Here is a 20,580-nt window from a genome sequence, read left to right on the forward strand (position 1 = left end):
TTAATATAATGTCAGGAGGGGAATCTGAAGCAGCTATTTTCAATGCCCTTTTTGCATTTCTTGCAGCGGCGATCTTGTACTCATCCTTGAAAAGCTCCATTAACAGCTCAATATTCTGCTTGTTGTCATCCACAATCAACAGTTTTGCACGTTCATCGGAATCTTGTATCCCATCAAAATTAATGTTCATGTTCCCTTGTAAAGCTCCTGTTATAATAGCCACTTACGGTTCATACATCATTATGGCAAATCGGCTTTGTCAACTATTTCAAGTCCCCTGCCTGATTTTCAATTCAGTTCTGATTTTACCAATTGTCTCAGATGCTTCGTCAATATCAAAATCATCTATAAACTCAATCAATTCTTCTATTAAGGAATCATCCACAATCCCTTTAAGTTCATTTTCCATGGATTCAATCCCTGAGCGGGCTGCATTGAGATCATCGTCAAGTATTCTATCAATATGCTCAAGTTCCACCAGCAGTTTTTCAATCTCAAACTTTTGATTATTCTGCACGCCTGAAGGATTTATTTCAAGTTTTTTTCCTTTGGCATCTGAATAGCCTGCTCCTGCTGTAACATCGCTTTTACCTGAATCTGCATGGGGTGCTCCTGATGTAACATCGTTCTTATCTGAATCTACAGGAGGTGCTCCTGATGTAACATCACTGTTATCTGAATCTACAGGGGGTCTTCCTGATGTAACATCACTCTTATCTGAAAAATGTTGCTCTATGCCGGACAAAAGCAGTTGCAGTTCTTCTTTAAAAATGATGAATTTTTCATTTGTTCTATCATTTGCCTCCTTGGATGAAATTGCCAACTCAAGGTCAGCCGCTGCTGCAGAAAGCTTAACTGCACCAATATTTGCTGAAACTCCCTTGACAGAATGAACAGAGGCCCTTGCATTTTCAAAAAGCTCATCTTTATGAGAATCCGGTAAAGCCAACAGTGCCTCTGTATCCAGAACAGGCAAAACAGAATCATCTGCTTTAGAAAAATCCCTTACAAATGAGCGCAGAAGTTTTTTATAAAGCTTATGGTTATTGTTTGCCCGAAAAAGCCCCTGAAGCACATCAAGTCCATTAATCTCAAAGGGCGGAATCTGTTTTTCTTCATGTTTCTTGTATCTTTCTTTTGTTACAGAATTTTTATTTTTTTCATATCTTTCAGAGAATTTCTCTCTTTCATCTGTTAAGGAGTCGTCATGCTTTTCTGCAATTTTTTCACTCTTTTCAAAAATTTTTTCACTCTTTTGAACTTTTTTTTCAGGTTTGGTGCCATAATCTAAAGACGCTGTATCCGGTGCCGCCCATTTTGCCAACACTGCAAAAAGAACCTCAGGATCAATTGGCTTTGTAATATAATCGTTCATGCCGGCTTCAAGACACTTTTCACGATCACCCTTTAATGCATGGGCAGTCATAGCTATAACCGGAATATGTGAAAAACCCTCACTCTCCCTTATTGCTTTTGTGGCATCAAAACCATTCATTACAGGCATCTGAATATCCATCAACACAATATCAGGAATCTGATTTACTGATCTTTTAAGATACATTAAAGCTTCTTTGCCATTAACAGCAAAGGCAGTTATAATTCCTGCGCTGTTAAGCCACTCCAGAGCAACTTCACGGTTAATTTCATTATCTTCAACAAGAAGAACCCTTTTGCCTTTAAGCATGTAACGATCAGCATCTATAAAGCCCAAACCAGAAACAGATTCCCCGGATGACCTGGATACCACTGAATCATGCCTTCCAAAAAGCTCCATGATGGTATCAAAAAGAAGAGACTGATTAACAGGTTTGTGCAGAAAAGCATCAAGAAAATTGCGGTCTGTCTGCTGAATAAGATCTTCCCTTGCATGGGCTGAGATCATACATACAATGGGCAATTTTTCAAGCTCAAGGCCTGTTTTTATCTTTCTTGCAGCATCAATACCGTTCATGCCAACCGGCATTTTCCAGTCCATAAGCACAAGATCAAACGGCTTATTACGGGATTCTATCTTTTTGATTGCTTCCTCTCCTGATGATGCTGTCTCAGCATTCATTTTAAAGGAGATTATGGTTGATGAAAGAATATCACGAGCTGTTTTATTGTCATCAACAATAAGAACCTCAAGCCCTCTTAGATCCCTGGGAGGACTTAATGACAACTGGTGTTTTTCTGCCTGACGTTCAAGGCATGCTGTAAAAGAAAAACAACTCCCCTTTCCTGGCTGACTTCTAACTTCTATATCTCCTCCCATAAGCCTTGCAAGCTTGCGTGATATAGCAAGGCCAAGGCCGGTTCCCCCATACTTACGGGTTGTGGAGCCATCTGCCTGGGTAAATGAATCAAAAAGCAATCCAAGGCTTTCTTCAGGAATACCGATACCTGTATCCTCAACTGAAAATCTGAGCATAACCCTGTTGTCATGATCAATTGTTTCGCAGGGTTTTGCATCAAAGTTCAATTCATCATCAAACTCTCCCTGCTGATAATTTTCAGATCCATTTTTACTCTCATTATTATTTGCCGGATGTAAATTAACTTTGTCCACAGGCAGTGACTCCACCCTGATAATAATCTCCCCTTTTTCTGTAAACTTTATGGCATTACCCACAAGGTTGATCAAAATCTGCCCAAGACGTACCGAATCACCGATCAGTGCAGCAGGGGTTCCCTCCTCAATAAAAAGAAGAAATTCCAGACCCTTATCATCTGCTTTAAAAGCAAACATTTCGGATATATTGGTCATCAAGTCATAAACAGAAAAATTTGCATGTTCCAGTTCAAGCCTTCCTGCCTCAATTTTGGAAAAATCAAGGATGTCGTTGATAACTGCAAGCAGTGTTTTTGAGGATACAGTTATTTTTGAAAGGTACTGTTGCTGTTTTTCTGAAAGAGACGTACGTCTTAAAAGATCTGTAAGTCCCATCACGGCATTCAAGGGGGTTCTTATCTCATGACTCATATTGGCAAGAAATTCACTTTTTGCCTTAGATGACGCAAGTGCTGCCTCTTTTTCCATCTCAATTGCCTGCTGCTCAATACGTCTTGTTATATCCTTCATTGTGCCTTCAAGGAGCTTTTCCCCATTTTCATAATCGCAAAGATGGACATTAAGTTCAGCCCAGAAAACAGAACCATCTCTTTTTTTCATGAGAACTTCATATCCTTCAAGGGAACCGCTGGTTTTCAAATGAGCTATAACCTTCAGACGATCCTCACTCTTTTCATAGATGTTTGCAATATGATCATTTATGGATCTTCTCATCTCTTCAATTGAAGTGTAGCCAAGCATCTTTAGCATGGCGCGGTTGGCAGTCAGAAGTTCTCCTTTTTCCGTAGTCTGGTAGATACCTTCTGTGGCATTGTTAAAGATATTTTTATACTTTAAAGCCATTTTTTTCAGATTCATCTGTTCCTGCTGGAGATTTTCAGCCATCTGATTAAGTGTACGAGCAAGAACAGATATTTCACGGCCAGGAGGTATTTCAAGTCGGACATCAAGATCTCCGTCTGATATTCTGGCAGCACCATCTTTCATCATATTTATGGGATTTGCCATGTAATTGCCAAGATAGATTGCTGCTGCTACAACAAAGGGAAGAATTAACAAAAAAGTAACAATAGATTTTACAAGCAGCTTTTTCTGATATTGTTTTACAGTTGCAGCAGAGATATCAACACCAAGAACACCTGCTCTTTTGCCGGAGCTGTCATAAAAAGGAGCATATCCGGAAAGCCATGTTCCCCATTTATCAGTATAGAGTTCATTCTCAATTACAGGAGCTTTCATTGTGGCAAAGATCTGTTTTAGAAGAGGGCTTGCATCTTGATAAATGTCACCCAAATTTGCAATCTGTTCCGGATCTGTCTCAGCATCAACAACAAACATTATTGCATCTGTTTTAACCCGTTTATCTTGCTCATCTTCCTTGTTGACGACTTCCTTTTGTACATTGTCCTTCTGAACTGCTTCCTTTGTTACGCCTTCTTTTTGAACCCTCTCTTTTTGCAAACGTTCTTTCTGGGTTTCATCTTGTTGCAGAAGTTCCCTGTTCAATAAGTTGATACTCCTCATTAAGTTGACACTCCTCATTGTATAAATAAAGTGAATGTCACTTGATTTATCCCTGATTTTCTGAATGGAGTGCTTAATTTCCCCATATTCCTTGGATAATTGCATGGATGGATCAAGCAAGGTTTGATGAAGATCACCATCCACCTGAATTGAAGCAATGGCAACAATGTCATAAAGGCGCCTTTTTATGTCATACATCACCTGTTTGGATGCTTCATGGTAAAATATCACCGTTACAAGCGTGCTCACAATTACTGAAACAGCAAGAAAAACAAATATCAGATAACGTGAAATTGGAAGATCATTTAGATTTGATTTTATTTTTTTAAACACGATATATCTTTGCCTCATTAACTCAAAGTTGTCACCTATGATCGGCATCCTTCATATCAGATTAAAGTACTTTACACTTCTTGTCTGGAATAGAGACGCAATGCATTGAGTCTCTACCGTCGGGTTATTTTGCCATTGGAAAAGTGTAAACCGGCAAATGAAGGATGCCCTATGATCTTGTAAGCTTTGTCAACATTTTCTGAATAAGGATTCCCAAGATTAAAAAAGATAAGGCAGACTTATCTATCCTGAGCATCCTATCCATCCTGGTTATCCTGGTTCAGACAACAGCAATAACTTATGCAAAAGCAATAAGATGTCGATTTTGAGCATTAAAATTTCCAAATTAAAGTCCACTTCTTGAAGAGAAGTCTCCTACCTTACCTAATTTTAATGATCAACAAAACTCTCTTTTACATTAATTTTACATATCAGACAACAGATCATTTATATAATCTTAAGCTCTTGTTTTTAAATATTTTTTTAACATTTTTTCATACCGTGAAGCATTATCATGCCTTAAAGTAACAGAGCTGTCCATTCTCCTTCTCTTGTATTTCAATCCGTTCTAAAATATATGAACCCATTATGAAAAAATTAACAGGAAAAATAGCAGTTACAGGGATATCCGGCATCTTTCCCGGAGCCGGCAACGGCAATCTTACAAAGTTCTGCCGCAATATAATGGAAAAAAAGGAATCCATTGTCAAGATTCCACAGGAGAGGTGGGCTCTACATAGAGAATCTGTTCTCTCCAAAAGCTATCTTCCAGACACAGCATGTTCTGACCGTGCAGGAATTGTCACAGGATTTGATTTTGATCCCCACGGATACAGCCTTGACAGACAACTGCTTCTTGAGCTTGACCCACTTCACCATATGGTGCTTCATGCGGGAAGGGATGCACTGTCACAGTGTTATCACTCTCCATCAATACTTTCAAAAACAGGCGTTGTTCTTGCTGCAATTGCCCTGCCAACGGAAAAAAGCTCAAAGCTTGCCTGGAAGATTATTATGGAGAATCAACATTTTCCGGACTTATCTTTTCACAAAGGTAGTGCAAAAATATCCTGTTATGACGCACTTGCAGCAAGTATGGTATCAATGCCTGCGGCCTTACTTGCCAGGGCGCTTTCTCTTAAAGGAGGCTGTTTTACCCTGGATGCTGCCTGTGCATCATCACTATATGCCATCAAAATTGCCTGTGAACAGCTCAATTCCGGCAAAACTGACATGATGATTGCAGGCGGAGTTTCAAGGCCTGACTCCCTTTACACCCAGACAGGTTTTACACAACTTAAAGCTCTTTCACCAACCGGCAAATGCGCCCCCTTTGATAAAAGCGCCAACGGACTTGTGGTGGGGGAAGGTGCCGGCATTGTTGTATTAAAACGCCTTAATGATGCTATCCGCTGCAAAGATACCATATATGGAGTAATAGCAGGCTCAGGATGGTCAAACGACATAGAGGGAAACCTTGTTGCCCCTGCCTCAGAAGGGCAGATACGGGCAATGGAATCTGCTTACAGAAGTGCCGGATGGTCTCCAGGGGATGTTCAATATATTGAGTGTCACGGTTCGGCCACCCCTGTTGGAGACAACATTGAACTGAATTCCATGTCAACCCTCTGGCAAAATGCAGGACTTGGCAATGACGGATGTGCCATTGGCTCAATCAAATCAATGACTGGCCATCTTTTGACAGCAGCAGGGGCAGCAGGATTCATAAAGACCTTGCTTGCAATGAATGAAAAAAGCCTTCCTCCATCACTCAATTTCTCGGAACCAACAGATAACAGCCCACTGCACACAACAGGATTCCATGTTCAGACAAAACCTGAAGAGTGGCTCCCCTACCCCCTTAAATCAGATTCAGCTTTCTCTGTAAAACCTTCATTGGCCACAAAAAGGCGTGCAGGCGTCAGCGCCTTTGGATTTGGCGGTATAAATGCCCATATTCTTCTTGAAGAGTTCCGGCCGAACAGACCATCCATACCTGTAAAAGCTAAGGCAACTGAATCTTTTTCATACAAAAAGCATGAAGAGAAAAAAAGAGAAATATCTGACTCCCTGAAGAGTGAGATTAATATTGCAATTGTGGGAATGGAATGCATAACAGGTCATTTTTCTGACATCCACACGTTAAAAAAAATGCTTTTAAGTGAACCTCTCGAGACAGAGCAAATTACCTCCGGAGATTTTTCTGATTTCAGTAATAATTCAAGTAATAATAATAGATCTGCAACCACAGAAAACAACATTAAATCAAGGGATACTTCACAAAGGGACACTTCACAAAGGGATACTTCAGGATGTAAAACTTCAGGATGGATACAAGAGATCATAACCCATGCAGGAGAGTTCCACATACCACCGAATCAGATAGGTGATATTCTACCGCAACATCTGGTCATGCTTAAAGCAGCCAAGGCAGCAGTCAAAGATGCTGGGATTGCTCCAAGACCATCCAATGAAGATGCTCCAAGAACAAGATTCGGAGCTGTCATTGGCATTGAGTTTGACTATGGAGCAACGGATTTTCATATCAGATGGCAACTCCAAAAGATGCTTAAAAAAGAGCAATCAAAACAAAAAAACTCAGGAACTCACTATGCAAAACTCATTGAGATTCTTGATATTCCACCCCTTACACCTGAAAGAACCCTTGGGGCACTTGGTGGCATTGTTGCAAGCAGAGTGGCTCGTGAGTTCAAACTTGGAGGCCCGTGTTTCACCGTATCATCAGGTGCGGATTCAGGTATAAAAGCCCTTGATATTGCAATTGAATCCCTTAGCTCCGGAGAGACTGACACATTTTTATGCGGCTGCGTTGATATGGCAGGCGATATTCGTCAACAGGCAATCAATGCAGGATTGAGGAAGCATGATCTATCCCCTTTTGTATCTTTTGATCTATCTTCAAAGGGAATTGCTCCTTCTGAAGGTGCTGCAGCCGTGGTACTAAAAACCCTTGATAAGGCAAAAAAGGATGGAGACAGAATTTACGCTGTGATAAAAGGCACTGGCACAGCATCAGGCGGGGAGTTTTCCATTGAAAAAAATGATCATCAAATCTCCCTTGAAAATCTGAAATCTGTATATTCCGATTCATTGAATCAAGCGCTCAACCGCTCCCACAAATCATTCAGAGATATTGAACTTTATCAGGCCCATGGAAGTTGTGATACCTTTGAGAAGGAGATTGAAAGTAACTTTCTCTGTTCCCACAAAGAGTGGAATAAATCTGCTCCGAGGCTCTCATGTGCCATAGGCTCTGCTTCATCATTTGCAGGATATACATACAGTATATCAGGTATGCTTTCACTTATAAATTCTGCTCTTTCTCTCCATCACCGGATTCTTCCACCTTTAAAAAGCTTTACTGAACCAGAAAAAGATTTAAAAGAACAAACCAGCTATACACATTCCCATGAGTGGCACAATTCATGTTTTTATTTTCCAAAATTTCCCGGGTTCTGGATAAAAAAAGAGCATTCAAAAGAGAGAGTTGCAACTCTGTCATCAATGACCCCTTATGGAAGCTGCTCCCATGTAGTAATGGCATCACATGAAGATACACAAAAAAATTTACTGACTTTTTCTCAATCAGACATTCCATTAACAGAAAAAGATACTGACAGAAATATAGCATCCTATTCAAAAATCCCATATGACAAAAAAAACCTGTATGTAATAAAAACCACCCATGGTTTACAACTGCCCCATGATGCACAAATATCTCCTGATACAACAATATCTCACGATGCAAAAATATCTCATGATGTAAAAATATCTCATGATGTAAAAATATCTCATGATGTAAAAATATCACCCGACATAAAAATACCACATGATGCAAAAATTGCGTTTCTCTATCCTGGTTCAGGAAATCACTTTCCTGGCATGGGGCGTGGTCTCGGAGTACTTTTTCCTGACATCATGGATGATCTGGATAAACAGGGAGCATCACTTCAACGCCGTATGCTGCCGGAGCTATACTACCCAAGACGAATATCATGGCAAAATGGCTGGCAGACAGATGCCATGTCAAAAATCAACAGCCATGCACATAATATGATATTTGGACAAGTTTCTTTTGGAACACTCATGACCCGTATTGCTGAAAAATTTTCCATTCTCCCCGATGCATCCATAGGGCATAGCCTTGGGGAAACTGCGGGACTTTTTGCTTTAAAGGCATGGGATAATCCTGAAGAGATGCTCGCCCGAATGGAAAATTCTGATCTTTTTACAAAAAAACTTGGGGGAGAGTATCTTGCAGCATCAAAGCTCTGGAAATTAGAGAATAATGAAAAACCAATATGGTATGTAGCAACAGTCAACCGCAACAGGGAATTTGTGGAACAAGAGATACAAAATGGTGGGTACACACGGCTCTACCTTCTGATTGTTAATACACCGGAAGAGAGTGTCATTGGAGGCCATAAAGATGATGTTGAAAAATTCATCAGACGTACCAGATGCGGTTCAATGCCTTTAGACGGCGTTGTTACTGTTCACTGTCCAATAGCGAAGATGTGCAAAGATGACTACCTTGCCCTGCACCGTTTCCCGTGTACTCCTCCCCCGAATATTGATTTTTACAGTTGCGCATGGGGTAAAACCTATATTCCTGACACTGAAACAACTGCACAGTCGATTCTTGATCAGGCACTGTATGGCTTTGATTATACCCGCCTGATTGAACAGGCATGGCAGGACGGTATCCGTGTTTTTATTGAAATGGGACCTGGAAATTCCTGCACCAGAGCTGTCAAAAAGATACTTGGAAAACGTAAAGAGAGCTACCTTGCAATATCCCTCTCATCAAAGGAAGAGCCTGAACATCTAACTTTGCTGAAGGGGCTTGCCACACTCAAAGCCTGTGGAGTACCAGTTGATCTTACCCCTCTTTACAATGGTGGGACAGCATTAGAAGTATCCAAAACACTAAAAGATTCAGAAATTTCACGCAATAATGAAAATTTTCATGGTAAATCAAGATTAATTCATCTGCCCGCCCATAAACTCAACCATATTGAATCAATAATAATCTCCAGGGAAATTGAACAAAATGCCTTTTCTAAATCTGAATCCAGACAAACTGAACAGGAAAGCTTGCCTCAATCTGTATCCAGGCAAACTGAACAGGAAAGCTTGTCTCAATCTGTATCCAGACAAACTGAACAGGAGAGATCTTCTCAATCATCCTATGCCCCCACGGAAAAATTCTTTACACAAGATTATCGCAATGACTGTACAGAAGATAAATCCGAAGAGTGTGACTCTTCATTTACCAGGATTTCTGCTCAATTCCCCTGGAATCCTGAACAAATGGTACAAACAAACAGTACAACAGCAGATGCTCACATCAAGTTCCTTGAATTTTCACAAAATAACATGGCTGAACTTGAAAAGCAGTTTAGCTCCCTGACCACCCTTGCCTCAGCACTCCTGGCTAATGGGCACGAAATATCATCTCCAGATGTCTCACATTCAGATGTCTCACATTCAGATGTCTCACTTCCGGATTTCTCACGTACTGATCTCTCGTTTTCAGATATCTCACTTACAAACATCCCATTGCCAGATGTCTCACTTCCAGGCACCTTATTTTCAGATATATCATTTCCTGAGTTAGAAAATGATTCGGTAACACCCCCCCAAAATTATCCTGCTCCACTTTTTGACTACAATATGTGCATGGAATTTGCTACAGGACTTGCTGGAAATGTTCTTGGAGAGCCTTTCCGCATAATTGACACATATCCGGTAAGAGTAAGACTGCCTGATACCCCGCTAATGCTTGTTGATCGAATCATGGCAATTGAAGGAGAAATGCTCTCTCTGTCATCCGGCAAAATTATAACACAACACGATGTCAGGGAAAAAGCTTGGTACCTTGACGGCGGTAAGGCTCCTGTATCCATATCAATTGAAGCTGGCCAGGCTGATCTTTTTCTTTGTTCCTGGCTTGGAATTGACCATGTAGTAAAGGGGAAAAGACGTTACCGCCTGCTGGATGCAAAAGTCACATTTCATAGAACCCTGCCGGAACCAGGTGAAACCATAGAGTACCACATAGAAATTGACAGATTTCTTAAGCAGGGAGATATTTACCTTTTCTTTTTCCACTACAAAGGCTACATAAATGAAGAGCTTCTGATATCCATGCGGGATGGATGTGCAGGTTTTTTCACCCTTGATGAGGTAAAAAATTCAGGTGGAATAATCCTGAAAAAAGAAGAGTTGTATAAAGAGACAGATGAAATCGACACAAACACCCAAAAACAGGCAAACCTGAAGAGAGTAACAGAATCCTTTAATGAGACTGAGGTGGAAAAACTCCGCCTTGGAGACCTTGAAGGTGCATTTGGTTCAGCCTTTGCGGGACTTACCCTTGGAAAAGGCATGAGGCTTCCCGGAGGCAGGATGCATCTTATTGACCGAGTATTACAATTAAACCCCAAAGGGGGCAGATTCGGTCAGGGTTTTATCTCGGCAGAAGCAGATATTCACCCTGATGACTGGTTTCTCACATGCCATTTTGTTGATGACATGGTAATGCCCGGAACCCTTATGTATGAGTGCTGTGCCCATGCACTACGCATATTCACCCTGCGTATGGGCTGGATATCACAAAACGACAACTGCCATTATGATATTATCCCAGGCATTGAAAGTGATCTTAAGTGCAGAGGCCCTGTCACAAGAGAGACAAAAAAAGCCAGATATGATATTGAAATAAAAAAGATGGGATTTAATCCTGAACCTTTTGTCATTGCAGATGCCCACATGTTTTCAGATGATCACAGAATTGTGCTCTACAAAAATATGGGTATGAAAATAGCCGGACTCTCCCGTACTGATATTGATAATATCTGGCTCAATAACAAATAATGATGACCTCGTAAGAAATCCCTAAAAACCAAACTCACGGATAATAATTTTATAATAGGGTTTCTGGAAGAGCTCCTTAAATCGGACTTTTTTTCACAGGTTTATCAAATAATACCCTTCAGAAATAAGCAAAAAATGGACTTAAAAGAAAGAGAGCTATGAAATATTCAAAGGTTTTTATTGATGCAATAGGTTATGAAATGGCCCCGAATGTGGTCACAACAGATGAAATTGAGGCACAACTTAAGCCCTTCTATGATGCTGTTGGTTTCAAATCCGGTCAACTTGCAACTCTTACAGGAATCAGAGAGCGCAGGTACTGGAATATTGACCACACTCTTGCGGGAGAATCAGCCAAGGCCGGAGCTAAAGCCATTGAACTTGCAGATATCAGGCCGGATCAGATTGAAGCCGTTGTATTCTGTGGAGTCGGACGAGACGGATTTGAACCTGCAACCGCATGCAGTGTAGCTAACACCCTTAAAGTCAGCCCATCCGCCCACATATACGATGTCTCAAATGCATGTCTTGGGGTCATCACCGGAATGGTAACTGTTGCAAATGCCATTGAGCTGGGACAGATCAAATCCGGCCTTGTGGTATCCTGTGAAACCGCCCGCCAAATTGTGGAGAGCACCATTCAGGAGATCAACGAATATAAAAGCATAGATTTTTATAAAAAAACCATTGCAACAATGACCGGAGGAGCAGGCGCTGTTGCTGTGCTTCTCACCGATGGCACCCTTGGCAATGATAATGTCGAGCGTCATTCACTGTTAGGTGGCACAGTAAGGCAGGCAAGCCAGTTCAATGATCTTTGCCGCTGGACATTTGATCAGCCTGGAATGCCCACAGACGCAAGGGTGAGGATGCGGACAGATGCACATGGCGTCCTTGAGAATGGATTAACTCTTTCGGTGGAGACCTATGAACAATTCAGAAAACATTTGGATATTCCAGACGGAAAACCTGACAAGTTCATATGCCATCAAGTTGGAGCAACCCACCAGAAAATGGTGCAGCAGGTGCTTGGCATTGATCCTGAAAAAGATTACTCAACATTCCAGTACCTTGGAAACATGGGGACAGTATCCCTTCCCATGACAGCGGCCATAGCACATGAACAAAAATTTCTGAAATCCGGGGATTACGTAGGTTTCATGGGAATAGGCTCAGGACTAAACTGTCTTATGATGGGAATTTTATGGTAAACAGGCATGATTGATTATTTATGGTAAACAGGCATGATTGATTACGTATCAATCACCCCTAAATACAAAAATAATAGTCATTTTCACGGTAAAATGATGGGATTTTTACGTTAACCTCCAGTAATCATTGATTTTTTGATCATTTAATCTTTAAATCCCTTTAACCATGGTTCAAAATTTTAAGCAAAGTCTAAACTATTTTTGAGTTGATATTAATCATTAAAATTAACATATATAAATATATATAACATAAACAGAGACAATAACAGAATGATAAAAAAGCGAATTATCAATGGCAAGGAGACCACAACAGAAGGTTTTGAAAGCCTCTATCCTTTTGAATCTCACTTTATCAATATTGACGGTCACGAGATGCACTACCTGGATGAAGGAGAAGGCAAACCTGTGCTGATGCTCCACGGCAATCCAACATGGTCATTCTATTTCAGGCATCTTGTAAACGGACTTTCAGGTGAGTTTCGTACCATTGTACCCGATCATATCGGTTGCGGTTTTTCTGATAAACCATCCATCAGAAACTACGACTATACCCTTAAAAACAGAGTCAATGATATAGAAGTGCTTATCAATTCACTCAATCTTGAACCTGATGAAAAAATTTCACTTGTGCTCCATGACTGGGGCGGCATGATCGGCCTTGCCTGGGCACTGAGAAACATGGACAGGGTTGATAAGGTCGTTATTACAAATACCGCAGGATTTTTTCTTCCCAGCAACACAGAGCTTCCCATAAGGCTCTGGCTTATAAAATATCTGAAGGCATTTGCAATTCCGGCAGTGCTTGGCTTTAATATCTTTTCCCGTGCCGCACTTTATATGGCACCCTACAGAAGCCTTTCAAAAGCTGTGAAGACCGGCCTTCTGGCACCATATAATTCATGGAAAAACAGAATTGCCACTCTGAGGTTTGTCCAGGATATTCCTATTACACCAAATGACAGAAGCTACAGCCTTGTAAAACATGTGGAAGATAACCTTCACCTTTTTAAGGAGAAATCAATGCTTATACTCTGGGGACAGCACGATTTTGTGTTTGATCTATCTTTTCTTGCAGAGTGGAGAAAGCGATTTCCAAGGGTGCCTGTAAGGCTTTTTGAAACTGCCGGGCACTACCTTTTTGAGGACAAGCCACGGGAGACAACATCTGTGATTCGGGGGTTTCTTAGGGATTGATATATTTGGTGATGGGGGGATTGTATTTACAATGGTTTTTCATTTATAACAGCGTCTTTATAATAGATTATATTGAAATCCTGCGAGAATCCCCTGAGAGACTCTGTGGCACCTAATATAAGAACAGATCCTGGTTTAAGTGCCCTTGCCATTTTTGAAAACAGTTCCCGCTTGAAGGGATCAGAAAAATAGATGGCAACATAGCGACACAGAATAAGATCAAACAGCCCCAGGGAGATAAAACTATTCTGCAAATTAAAATGTTTGAAAGTCACCTTTGTTTTTAATTTCTGGTCAAAATCCCAGTTGTCACCGTTTCGTGTAAAGTAGGTTCTCTTTTTTTCCTCAGACATTCCTCGTTTCACAGCCATGGCCCCATACCGGGCATTTATGGCTGAAGAGAGAGCAGAGGTTGAGATATCGGTGCCGATGATCTCAACCTGATTTAACAGATGGGGCTTTCTCCTGGCAATCACCTCATCATTGAACAGCATCAACAAGGAGTAGGCCTCCTGTCCCGTTGAGGCCGCAGCAGACCATACCCTAACACGTTCTCCGCTCTCGGCTTTGTCAAGAAGTGACGGAACAGCCACCTCACGGATATATTCCCAAGCACTATGATCACGAAACCATAGGGTTTCATTGGTGGTCATAGCATCTACTATACGATCTTTGAGCTTTCCGGAATAATCAGATCGGGCTTTTGCCAGCAACTCCGTAAAAGATGAACATCTGTTCTCAAGGGCAAGATCTGTCAATCGCGATTCAATCAGGTATTCCTTCCCTTTTTCAAGGAGAATGCCGCATTGATCTTCAATATATTTTTGCAGATGTGCATATTCCGCAGGAGTTACTTTAATAGACATATTTGGCTTTTTTTTAATTTGTAGGTTTCAATTTCCTGTTTACAATCTGCTTTTTCTGACAAGTTCCATAATTCTATCTGCAATATGCTCCTCGCCATGGATTTCATCAGCCTCTCCAGCTTCAACAACCGCACCCGGCATGCCCCAAACCACGGAACTCTTTTCATCCTGCACAATGGAATATCCACCTTTTCTACGAATGGCAGCCACACCGGATGTCCCGTCTTGGCCCATACCGGTGAGAATCACAGTCAATACATTTCCGCCAAAAGCCAGGGCAACGGAGCGAAACAGGACATCCACTGCAGGTCGGCAGTTGTGTACCGGCGGGGTATCGACAAGACCAAGTTTTATAATTGAATCCTCTCCTTTTCGGACAACCATGTGACGTCCGCCAGGTGCAATATAAATGACACCCTTTTCCACAATCTGCCCGGCTTTTCCCTCAACAACTGTGATGTTTGACATTCTGTTAAGGCTCTCTGCCAGAGTGGCTGTGAACATGGGCGGCATATGTTGAACGATTAAAATCGGTACCGGAAAATCACCTGATATTTTGGGAATGACCTGTTTTAAAGTATTGGGTCCGCCAGTTGAAACGCCTATAGCCACTACATCAATCCGCCCGGGGGATCTTTTTTTTCCTACAGGGTGGGGAGAAGATAGAGTTGATGCAGATTCTTTTTTAATTGAGTTATATTCCTGCTTTGTTGAACCTAATTCCTGCTTTGCTGAACCTAATTCCTGCTTTGCTGAACCTAATTCCTGCTTTGCTGAACCTAATTCCTGCTTTGCTGAACCTAATTCCTGCTTTGCTGAACCTAATTCCTGCTTTGCTGAACCTAATTCCTGCTTTGCTGAACCTACTTCCTGTTTTGTTGAGTAAAATTTATCTTTTGTCAATTCAGATTCATCTTGTACAGAAGCAACCCCATGTTGAGCCCGATGTTTTACAATTGGCTTTTGGATGCTTCGGAGCGACTGTGACTTTTCATCAGCAGAAGAAGGAAAAGTTCCTGTAGTGGATGCATGTCCAGGGGTAACGGGTAGTTTGTCTCTGGAAATTCTGCGAGCTTCCCGTGAATATTTCATGGTTCTAACCAACGCAATTAAAGGAGTCAATTCAGCACGAAGAGCCTCAACAGCCGCATCAGCGGAATCTGCCCTTGGTTTGGATATAAAGTCCAGAGCCCCACTCTCAAGGGCTTTGACTGTCAGAGCAGCCGCCTCCCTGTCAGCACTACTGATCATGACTACATCTACTTCAGGATGATGTGCCTTTATCCTATCCAGGGTCTCTAATCCGTCCATCTCGGGCATGGCCATATCCATGAGTACCAGATCAGGTGGAAAGAGTTCTATCTTTTTCAACGCAATTTTGCCATTGGGTGCAACACCCATCAAATCAACATCCGGAATCTCCTCAAGCAATTTTGACAACAGTTGTCTGTAAAAAATAGTGTCATCTACCACAAGTACTTTTAAATGTTTGCTCATGTCAGCCCTAATGATGGACAGATCCGCTTTGCCCATAATATATTTTTTATCATCTATCTATCAGAAAATAATTATTTCAAAATATGGCATAAATTTTAAAAATTTATAATTTTGTCATTTACAACTATACTCTTCTCTATGCAAAGATCTAATGCCGATTCGGTAAATCCACCAAGAGATAGGAACGCAGGAATAATTCGGTTATCCGGTCTCTGTTTTTGATATGCCACCACCTTTTCATGGAAGTCCTCAATAACAGCTATGCCGGTTTTTGCCGCCTGTTTCTTTACTTCCACCAGTATAATACACCCACAGGCCGACTCCGCAACTATATCAATTTCCAGATTCTTGCCATCTTCCCGCTGAAAAATTAAGCGGGTTTTTACATCTACAATGTTTAATGGAGTCTTCAGCGCTTCCTGTATAGTGCTATTTGAATAGTATTTATCAAGAGTGTCAGTTTCTATGATGTCAACAGAGGAAGGGAAGAAATAGGAAAGCACAAACCGCTTTTTGCTTCTAAAGGCATTGGAAAGCTGCATTTCAGCAACCTGTCCGGTGAGATTGCTCAACATGCCCTGAATTTTCTGTTTTTCCTGTTTCAATGCTCTGATTTGTGCATGGAACTCCTGTTTCAAATCAGGCTCAAAGTTATGAATCTCCTTTTCAAAGCGATTTCTGAGGATGAGATTGAGAGTGCCGTCCTGGAGACCACGGAAATCAATATCGGCATTACCCCACTCCAGCATATCTGCTTCCACAAGTGTCAACAGTTTCTCCTGTATCTCTCTGATTTCCAGATCCAGCTCCATTGTCTCCTTGAGTTCTTTTGGAGTCCAGTAGCGATCTGAATGTTTGCTTAAAAAGAGCAGCATGTTTTTGGCATGACGATCATTTATCTTCTGAAGGGTCAGTTGAATATATTCCCCCCATGTTCTGGACATTTCTGAATAGCGGTTGGTAATTTCATAATTGACAGTATTTACAACACCCTCTTCGGTGATCAGGTTTTTCTCTTCAAAGTTACTCTGGATGACGCAGGAGATGAAAAAGGGGTCAGACATACACAATGTATTTATCTGGACAGCGGTGTCGTTGGTGATGGGTTCTCCATAGGCATCTGCATATCTGTACACTGCCTGAAGTCCGCTCTCCTGAGTCAGGTATGGAGAGATGAACATCTCGGTAAGACGTCCGGCTTCCAGATATTTGCTGCTGATGTTTATGAGCCATCGGACATAGGAGCCTGTTACAAGCATAGGAGCAATTTTAGATTCCACATGGTAATGGAAGCTGCCGGCAAGGGATTCTATGGGAGCAGTTTGATAATGGGGATCCGGATAAACATACTGGGTGATATTCTGAAATTCATCAATAATCACCAGAAAACGTCTATCGTAGAAATCAGCAAAACGATGGGGGGCAGAGTATGCGGTTTTCCAGACAAGATCGTGCATGCCTGCGGCCTTGTCCTGTAGCATGGAGTCAATATCTCTTAACAAAGGCTCTATGCCGTTTCTCTTTCCATAGACACCAAGTTCTTCAAGGGAGAGTAGTGTGCCGATAAGGGATGGATCCCTTTCCATATACGATATGTACTGAGTTGCAAAGCTTCGGTAGTAATCCATTGCAAATGTAGGATACCACACCTTGTTTTCTGAAATATCAAAATAGAAGGGTATAACTGTGCCGTTGGCACTCCAGAGCTGATTGAAAATACGCTGGATAAACGCTGTTTTTCCGCTTTTCCGTCGAGCCAGGATCACCCGTGATTTTGACAATTTTTTGGGAATATTGGCAATCCACTTTCCAAAATTTTTAAACTCTTTTTCCCGTCCCACCAGAAGCTCAGGTGTTCCGATTTTCTCCTGGAGGGGGTATTGCATTTTGCTTGATGGGACTGGATCGCTTGATGTTATTGCGTTGTTTGGTACCGTTGATTCACAACAAGCCATTATGCTACTTGATCTCATTATATGATCTGGTGTCATATTTTAAACCTTCTGACAATATCTGACAGGGATGCTGCCATTTTAGCAAGTTCCCTTGAGGATTCATTGGTCTGACTGGCACCGATGGCTGTCTCTTTTGATGCAGTACTGATTCCCTGAATATTGGCAGAGATATCGTTCACACCCCTTGCCGCCTCCACAGAAGAGCGGGCAACTTCGGTGATGCCGCCGGAGAGTTCATTGACATGGCGAGCGACCTCGGATGCCACCTTTGAGATTTCATTGGTGGATCTGGCAATTTCATTAACAAGCCTTGAAGATTCACCGGCTTTATCGGCAACATCTTTAACCGTCATGGCATTGCCTGTAATGGATCGTGATATTTCCCCGGCTGTGGATGTCTGCTCTTCCACAGCCGATGCAATGGTCTCATTGATGCCGGCAATATCCATAATGACCTTGCTGATTTCAGCAATGGCGTCCACAACGGTATTGGTACTGTTCTGTATCTGTTCTATCTGGCCGGAAATCTCGTCTGTGGCTTCTGCAGACTGCTTGGCAAGCTCCTTGACCTCCCCTGCAACAACGGCAAACCCTTTGCCGGCTTCACCGGCCCCAGCCGCCTCAATGGTGGCATTAAGAGCCAGCATATTGGTCTGGTCTGCAATATCCTTGATAACTCCCACCACCTTGCCGATCTGCCGGGAGGCACTTACCAGGGCTTTCATCTTTTCATTGATAGCTTCTGTTACCCTGGTGGCGTTCTGGGATACCCGACTTGCCTGGCTTGTATTTTTTGCCACTTCATTTAAGGAGGCTGTCATCTCTTCCACTGCCGCTGCCACAGTATTGATACCCGTGGAGATTGAATCACTGGCCTGAGCCATCTTCTGAACATTGTCCGCAGTACGGTGGGCTGACTGAGCCACATTGGAGAAGGTGGAGGACATCTCTTCGGTCATTGCGGCAATATTGGATACCGAGGAGCTGGATTCCTCTGCAGCAGAAGCTACAGTGCTTACACTTGCAGAAACCTGCTCCGAAGCCGCAGCAACAGTATCACATTGTGCATTCATCTCCTCTGCCGATGCAGCCATTTGTGTGGATACTGACGACAGTTCTTCCGAAGAGCCCGATAGATTGTTTGTGGTATCAGTGATCTCTTTAACTATGTTGGACAAATTTTCTGCCATCTGTACCATATTGGCATAAACACCAATGCTTTTTTTACCATCTCCGATGGTCTGGAGTCTGAGATCACCGCTGGCAATCCTGTCAGCAATTTCAGCAATTTGGGATGGATCTCCACCCAATTGCGTTAACACACTGCGGGTTATCATGAAAACCAGGAAGATGCCTGCCATAAGAGCTGCCACACTGGCAATGATAATCACATTTACAGCATTGGTATTGGATGCCTGAAGACGGGGGCCGATCTCATCCTGGATATTTTTAATGGCAAGTTTAACCTCTTCAACCAGATTGGCAATTTCAGGTCCGATCCTGTTTAGTGTGTTATCAATAAGAAGATTCCGTTCAACCATTGTCCTGACAAGGTCATCAAAAGCCGTGGCATAGGCATCTTTGGCAGCAACAGCCTGCTCCAGTCTTTTACGCCTGTCTGAATTTTCAAGCTCACGGTCAAGAGTATCAAGCTCTTCCTGCATATGGGCAAACTCATTTTTCACCCTATCCACAGCACTCTGTTCGTTGGAATTAAGATATTTTTGGGCATAAAGCCTTGCCAGAAGAAGATCACGGAGGGCAAGGCCCGCATGAAAGGCAGCCAGAGCATCATTGTCTTTTTCAGCAGAGGTCATAATGGAGGTCAAGGCCTTTTCCGCTTCCGGTCCTTTGACAATGAGTATCGAATTGATGATGTCGTTATTTTTTTTCTGAAGCGTCACTACTTTTTGAAATGCAGTATGATATTCAAGGTGCAGTTCATCAATTTTATCTATTTTTTCCATCCGATCCTGATTATCAATCTGCTCATGTGCCTCCTTTAAAAAAACTTCCATGTTTTTATAGTAATGGGTATATTGCTCATAGTAGCTTTGGTTGTTGGTAATGATAAAATCCTTTACATTCATGCGCGCCATGAGCATGTTTGCCTGCAACTCACCAGCCAAATTCGTATCTCGTGCCATGTGCCGGTATTCTGTAAATCCTGTGGATGATCCGTTCAGGGCAAAAAAACCCATTAGTGAGACTACTCCCAACAGTGCAAGTACTGTAAAAAAACCACCGATCAGTTTAATGCGAAGTGAAATTTTATTACTATTCATTTTTAAATATTCCTCTTTTCTAAGGGCATCAACAGAATTGTTTTAAAGTTCTGTTTCCTTTTTAAATTTCAGTGTAATCAATCTGGAAAGCATGTGTCTGGCTTCTTTTTCCATCCCTTTTCAATTCCAATTCTTTCTAAACTCGTTATGTAAGGGATTTTAGATTCCTCCTAATATTTTCTCATGTTCTCTCAAACGTAATGAATCAGGATAAAAGGATGTTCAGGATCGATATAATCCTGACTTATCCTGTTAATCATGGGA

At 41.8% G+C, this 20,580-nt stretch carries 9 protein-coding genes; 3 read left to right on the forward strand and 6 right to left on the reverse strand.

The genetic code is table 11. The annotated features are described in order from the left end of the window. Positions 1-190 (reverse strand): response regulator (locus MTBBW1_RS28665; RefSeq protein ID WP_483863765.1); only part of this gene is annotated, 190 nt, incomplete at its 3' end. Between the two features lie 78 nt (positions 191-268). Then, complete coding sequence (locus tag MTBBW1_RS22300) at positions 269-4,408, reverse strand: response regulator (protein WP_186441641.1); 4,140 nt, start codon at positions 4,406-4,408, stop codon at positions 269-271. Positions 4,409-4,996: 588 nt separating this feature from the next. Here MTBBW1_RS22300 and MTBBW1_RS22305 point away from each other — a divergent pair. From MTBBW1_RS22305 to MTBBW1_RS22315, 3 genes are all read left to right on the forward strand, one after another. Next, entirely contained in the window at positions 4,997-11,308 is a 6,312-nt protein-coding gene (locus MTBBW1_RS22305) for a beta-ketoacyl synthase N-terminal-like domain-containing protein (protein WP_080807428.1), read from the forward strand. Positions 11,309-11,466: 158 nt separating this feature from the next. Further along, entirely contained in the window at positions 11,467-12,519 is a 1,053-nt protein-coding gene (locus MTBBW1_RS22310) for a 3-oxoacyl-ACP synthase III (RefSeq protein ID WP_080807431.1), read from the forward strand. A 270-nt stretch (positions 12,520-12,789) separates the two neighbouring features. Next, on the forward strand, positions 12,790-13,713 hold the full coding sequence (locus tag MTBBW1_RS22315; protein WP_080807434.1) for an alpha/beta fold hydrolase: 924 nt from the start codon (positions 12,790-12,792) through the stop codon (positions 13,711-13,713). Positions 13,714-13,739: 26 nt separating this feature from the next. On the opposite strand, the gene MTBBW1_RS22320 is transcribed toward MTBBW1_RS22315, so the two are convergent. From MTBBW1_RS22320 to MTBBW1_RS22335, 4 genes are all read right to left on the reverse strand, one after another. Beyond that, on the reverse strand, positions 13,740-14,579 hold the full coding sequence (locus tag MTBBW1_RS22320) for a CheR family methyltransferase (RefSeq protein ID WP_080807439.1): 840 nt from the start codon (positions 14,577-14,579) through the stop codon (positions 13,740-13,742). Positions 14,580-14,618: 39 nt separating this feature from the next. After that, complete coding sequence (gene cheB, locus MTBBW1_RS22325) at positions 14,619-16,076, reverse strand: chemotaxis-specific protein-glutamate methyltransferase CheB (RefSeq protein ID WP_186441642.1); 1,458 nt, start codon at positions 16,074-16,076, stop codon at positions 14,619-14,621. Positions 16,077-16,171: 95 nt separating this feature from the next. Further along, positions 16,172-18,067, reverse strand: coding sequence for a hypothetical protein (locus MTBBW1_RS22330; RefSeq protein ID WP_080807444.1), 1,896 nt, complete (start codon positions 18,065-18,067; stop codon positions 16,172-16,174). After that, positions 18,064-20,316: a HAMP domain-containing methyl-accepting chemotaxis protein gene (locus MTBBW1_RS22335; protein ID WP_080807447.1), complete on the reverse strand. Its 2,253-nt coding sequence runs from the start codon at positions 20,314-20,316 to the stop codon at positions 18,064-18,066. The genes MTBBW1_RS22330 and MTBBW1_RS22335 overlap by 4 nt, the downstream gene beginning before the upstream one ends. Positions 20,317-20,580 lie beyond the last annotated feature (264 nt).

The sequence above is a fragment of the Desulfamplus magnetovallimortis genome (assembly GCF_900170035.1).
GTDB lineage: Bacteria > Desulfobacterota > Desulfobacteria > Desulfobacterales > Desulfobacteraceae > Desulfamplus > Desulfamplus magnetovallimortis.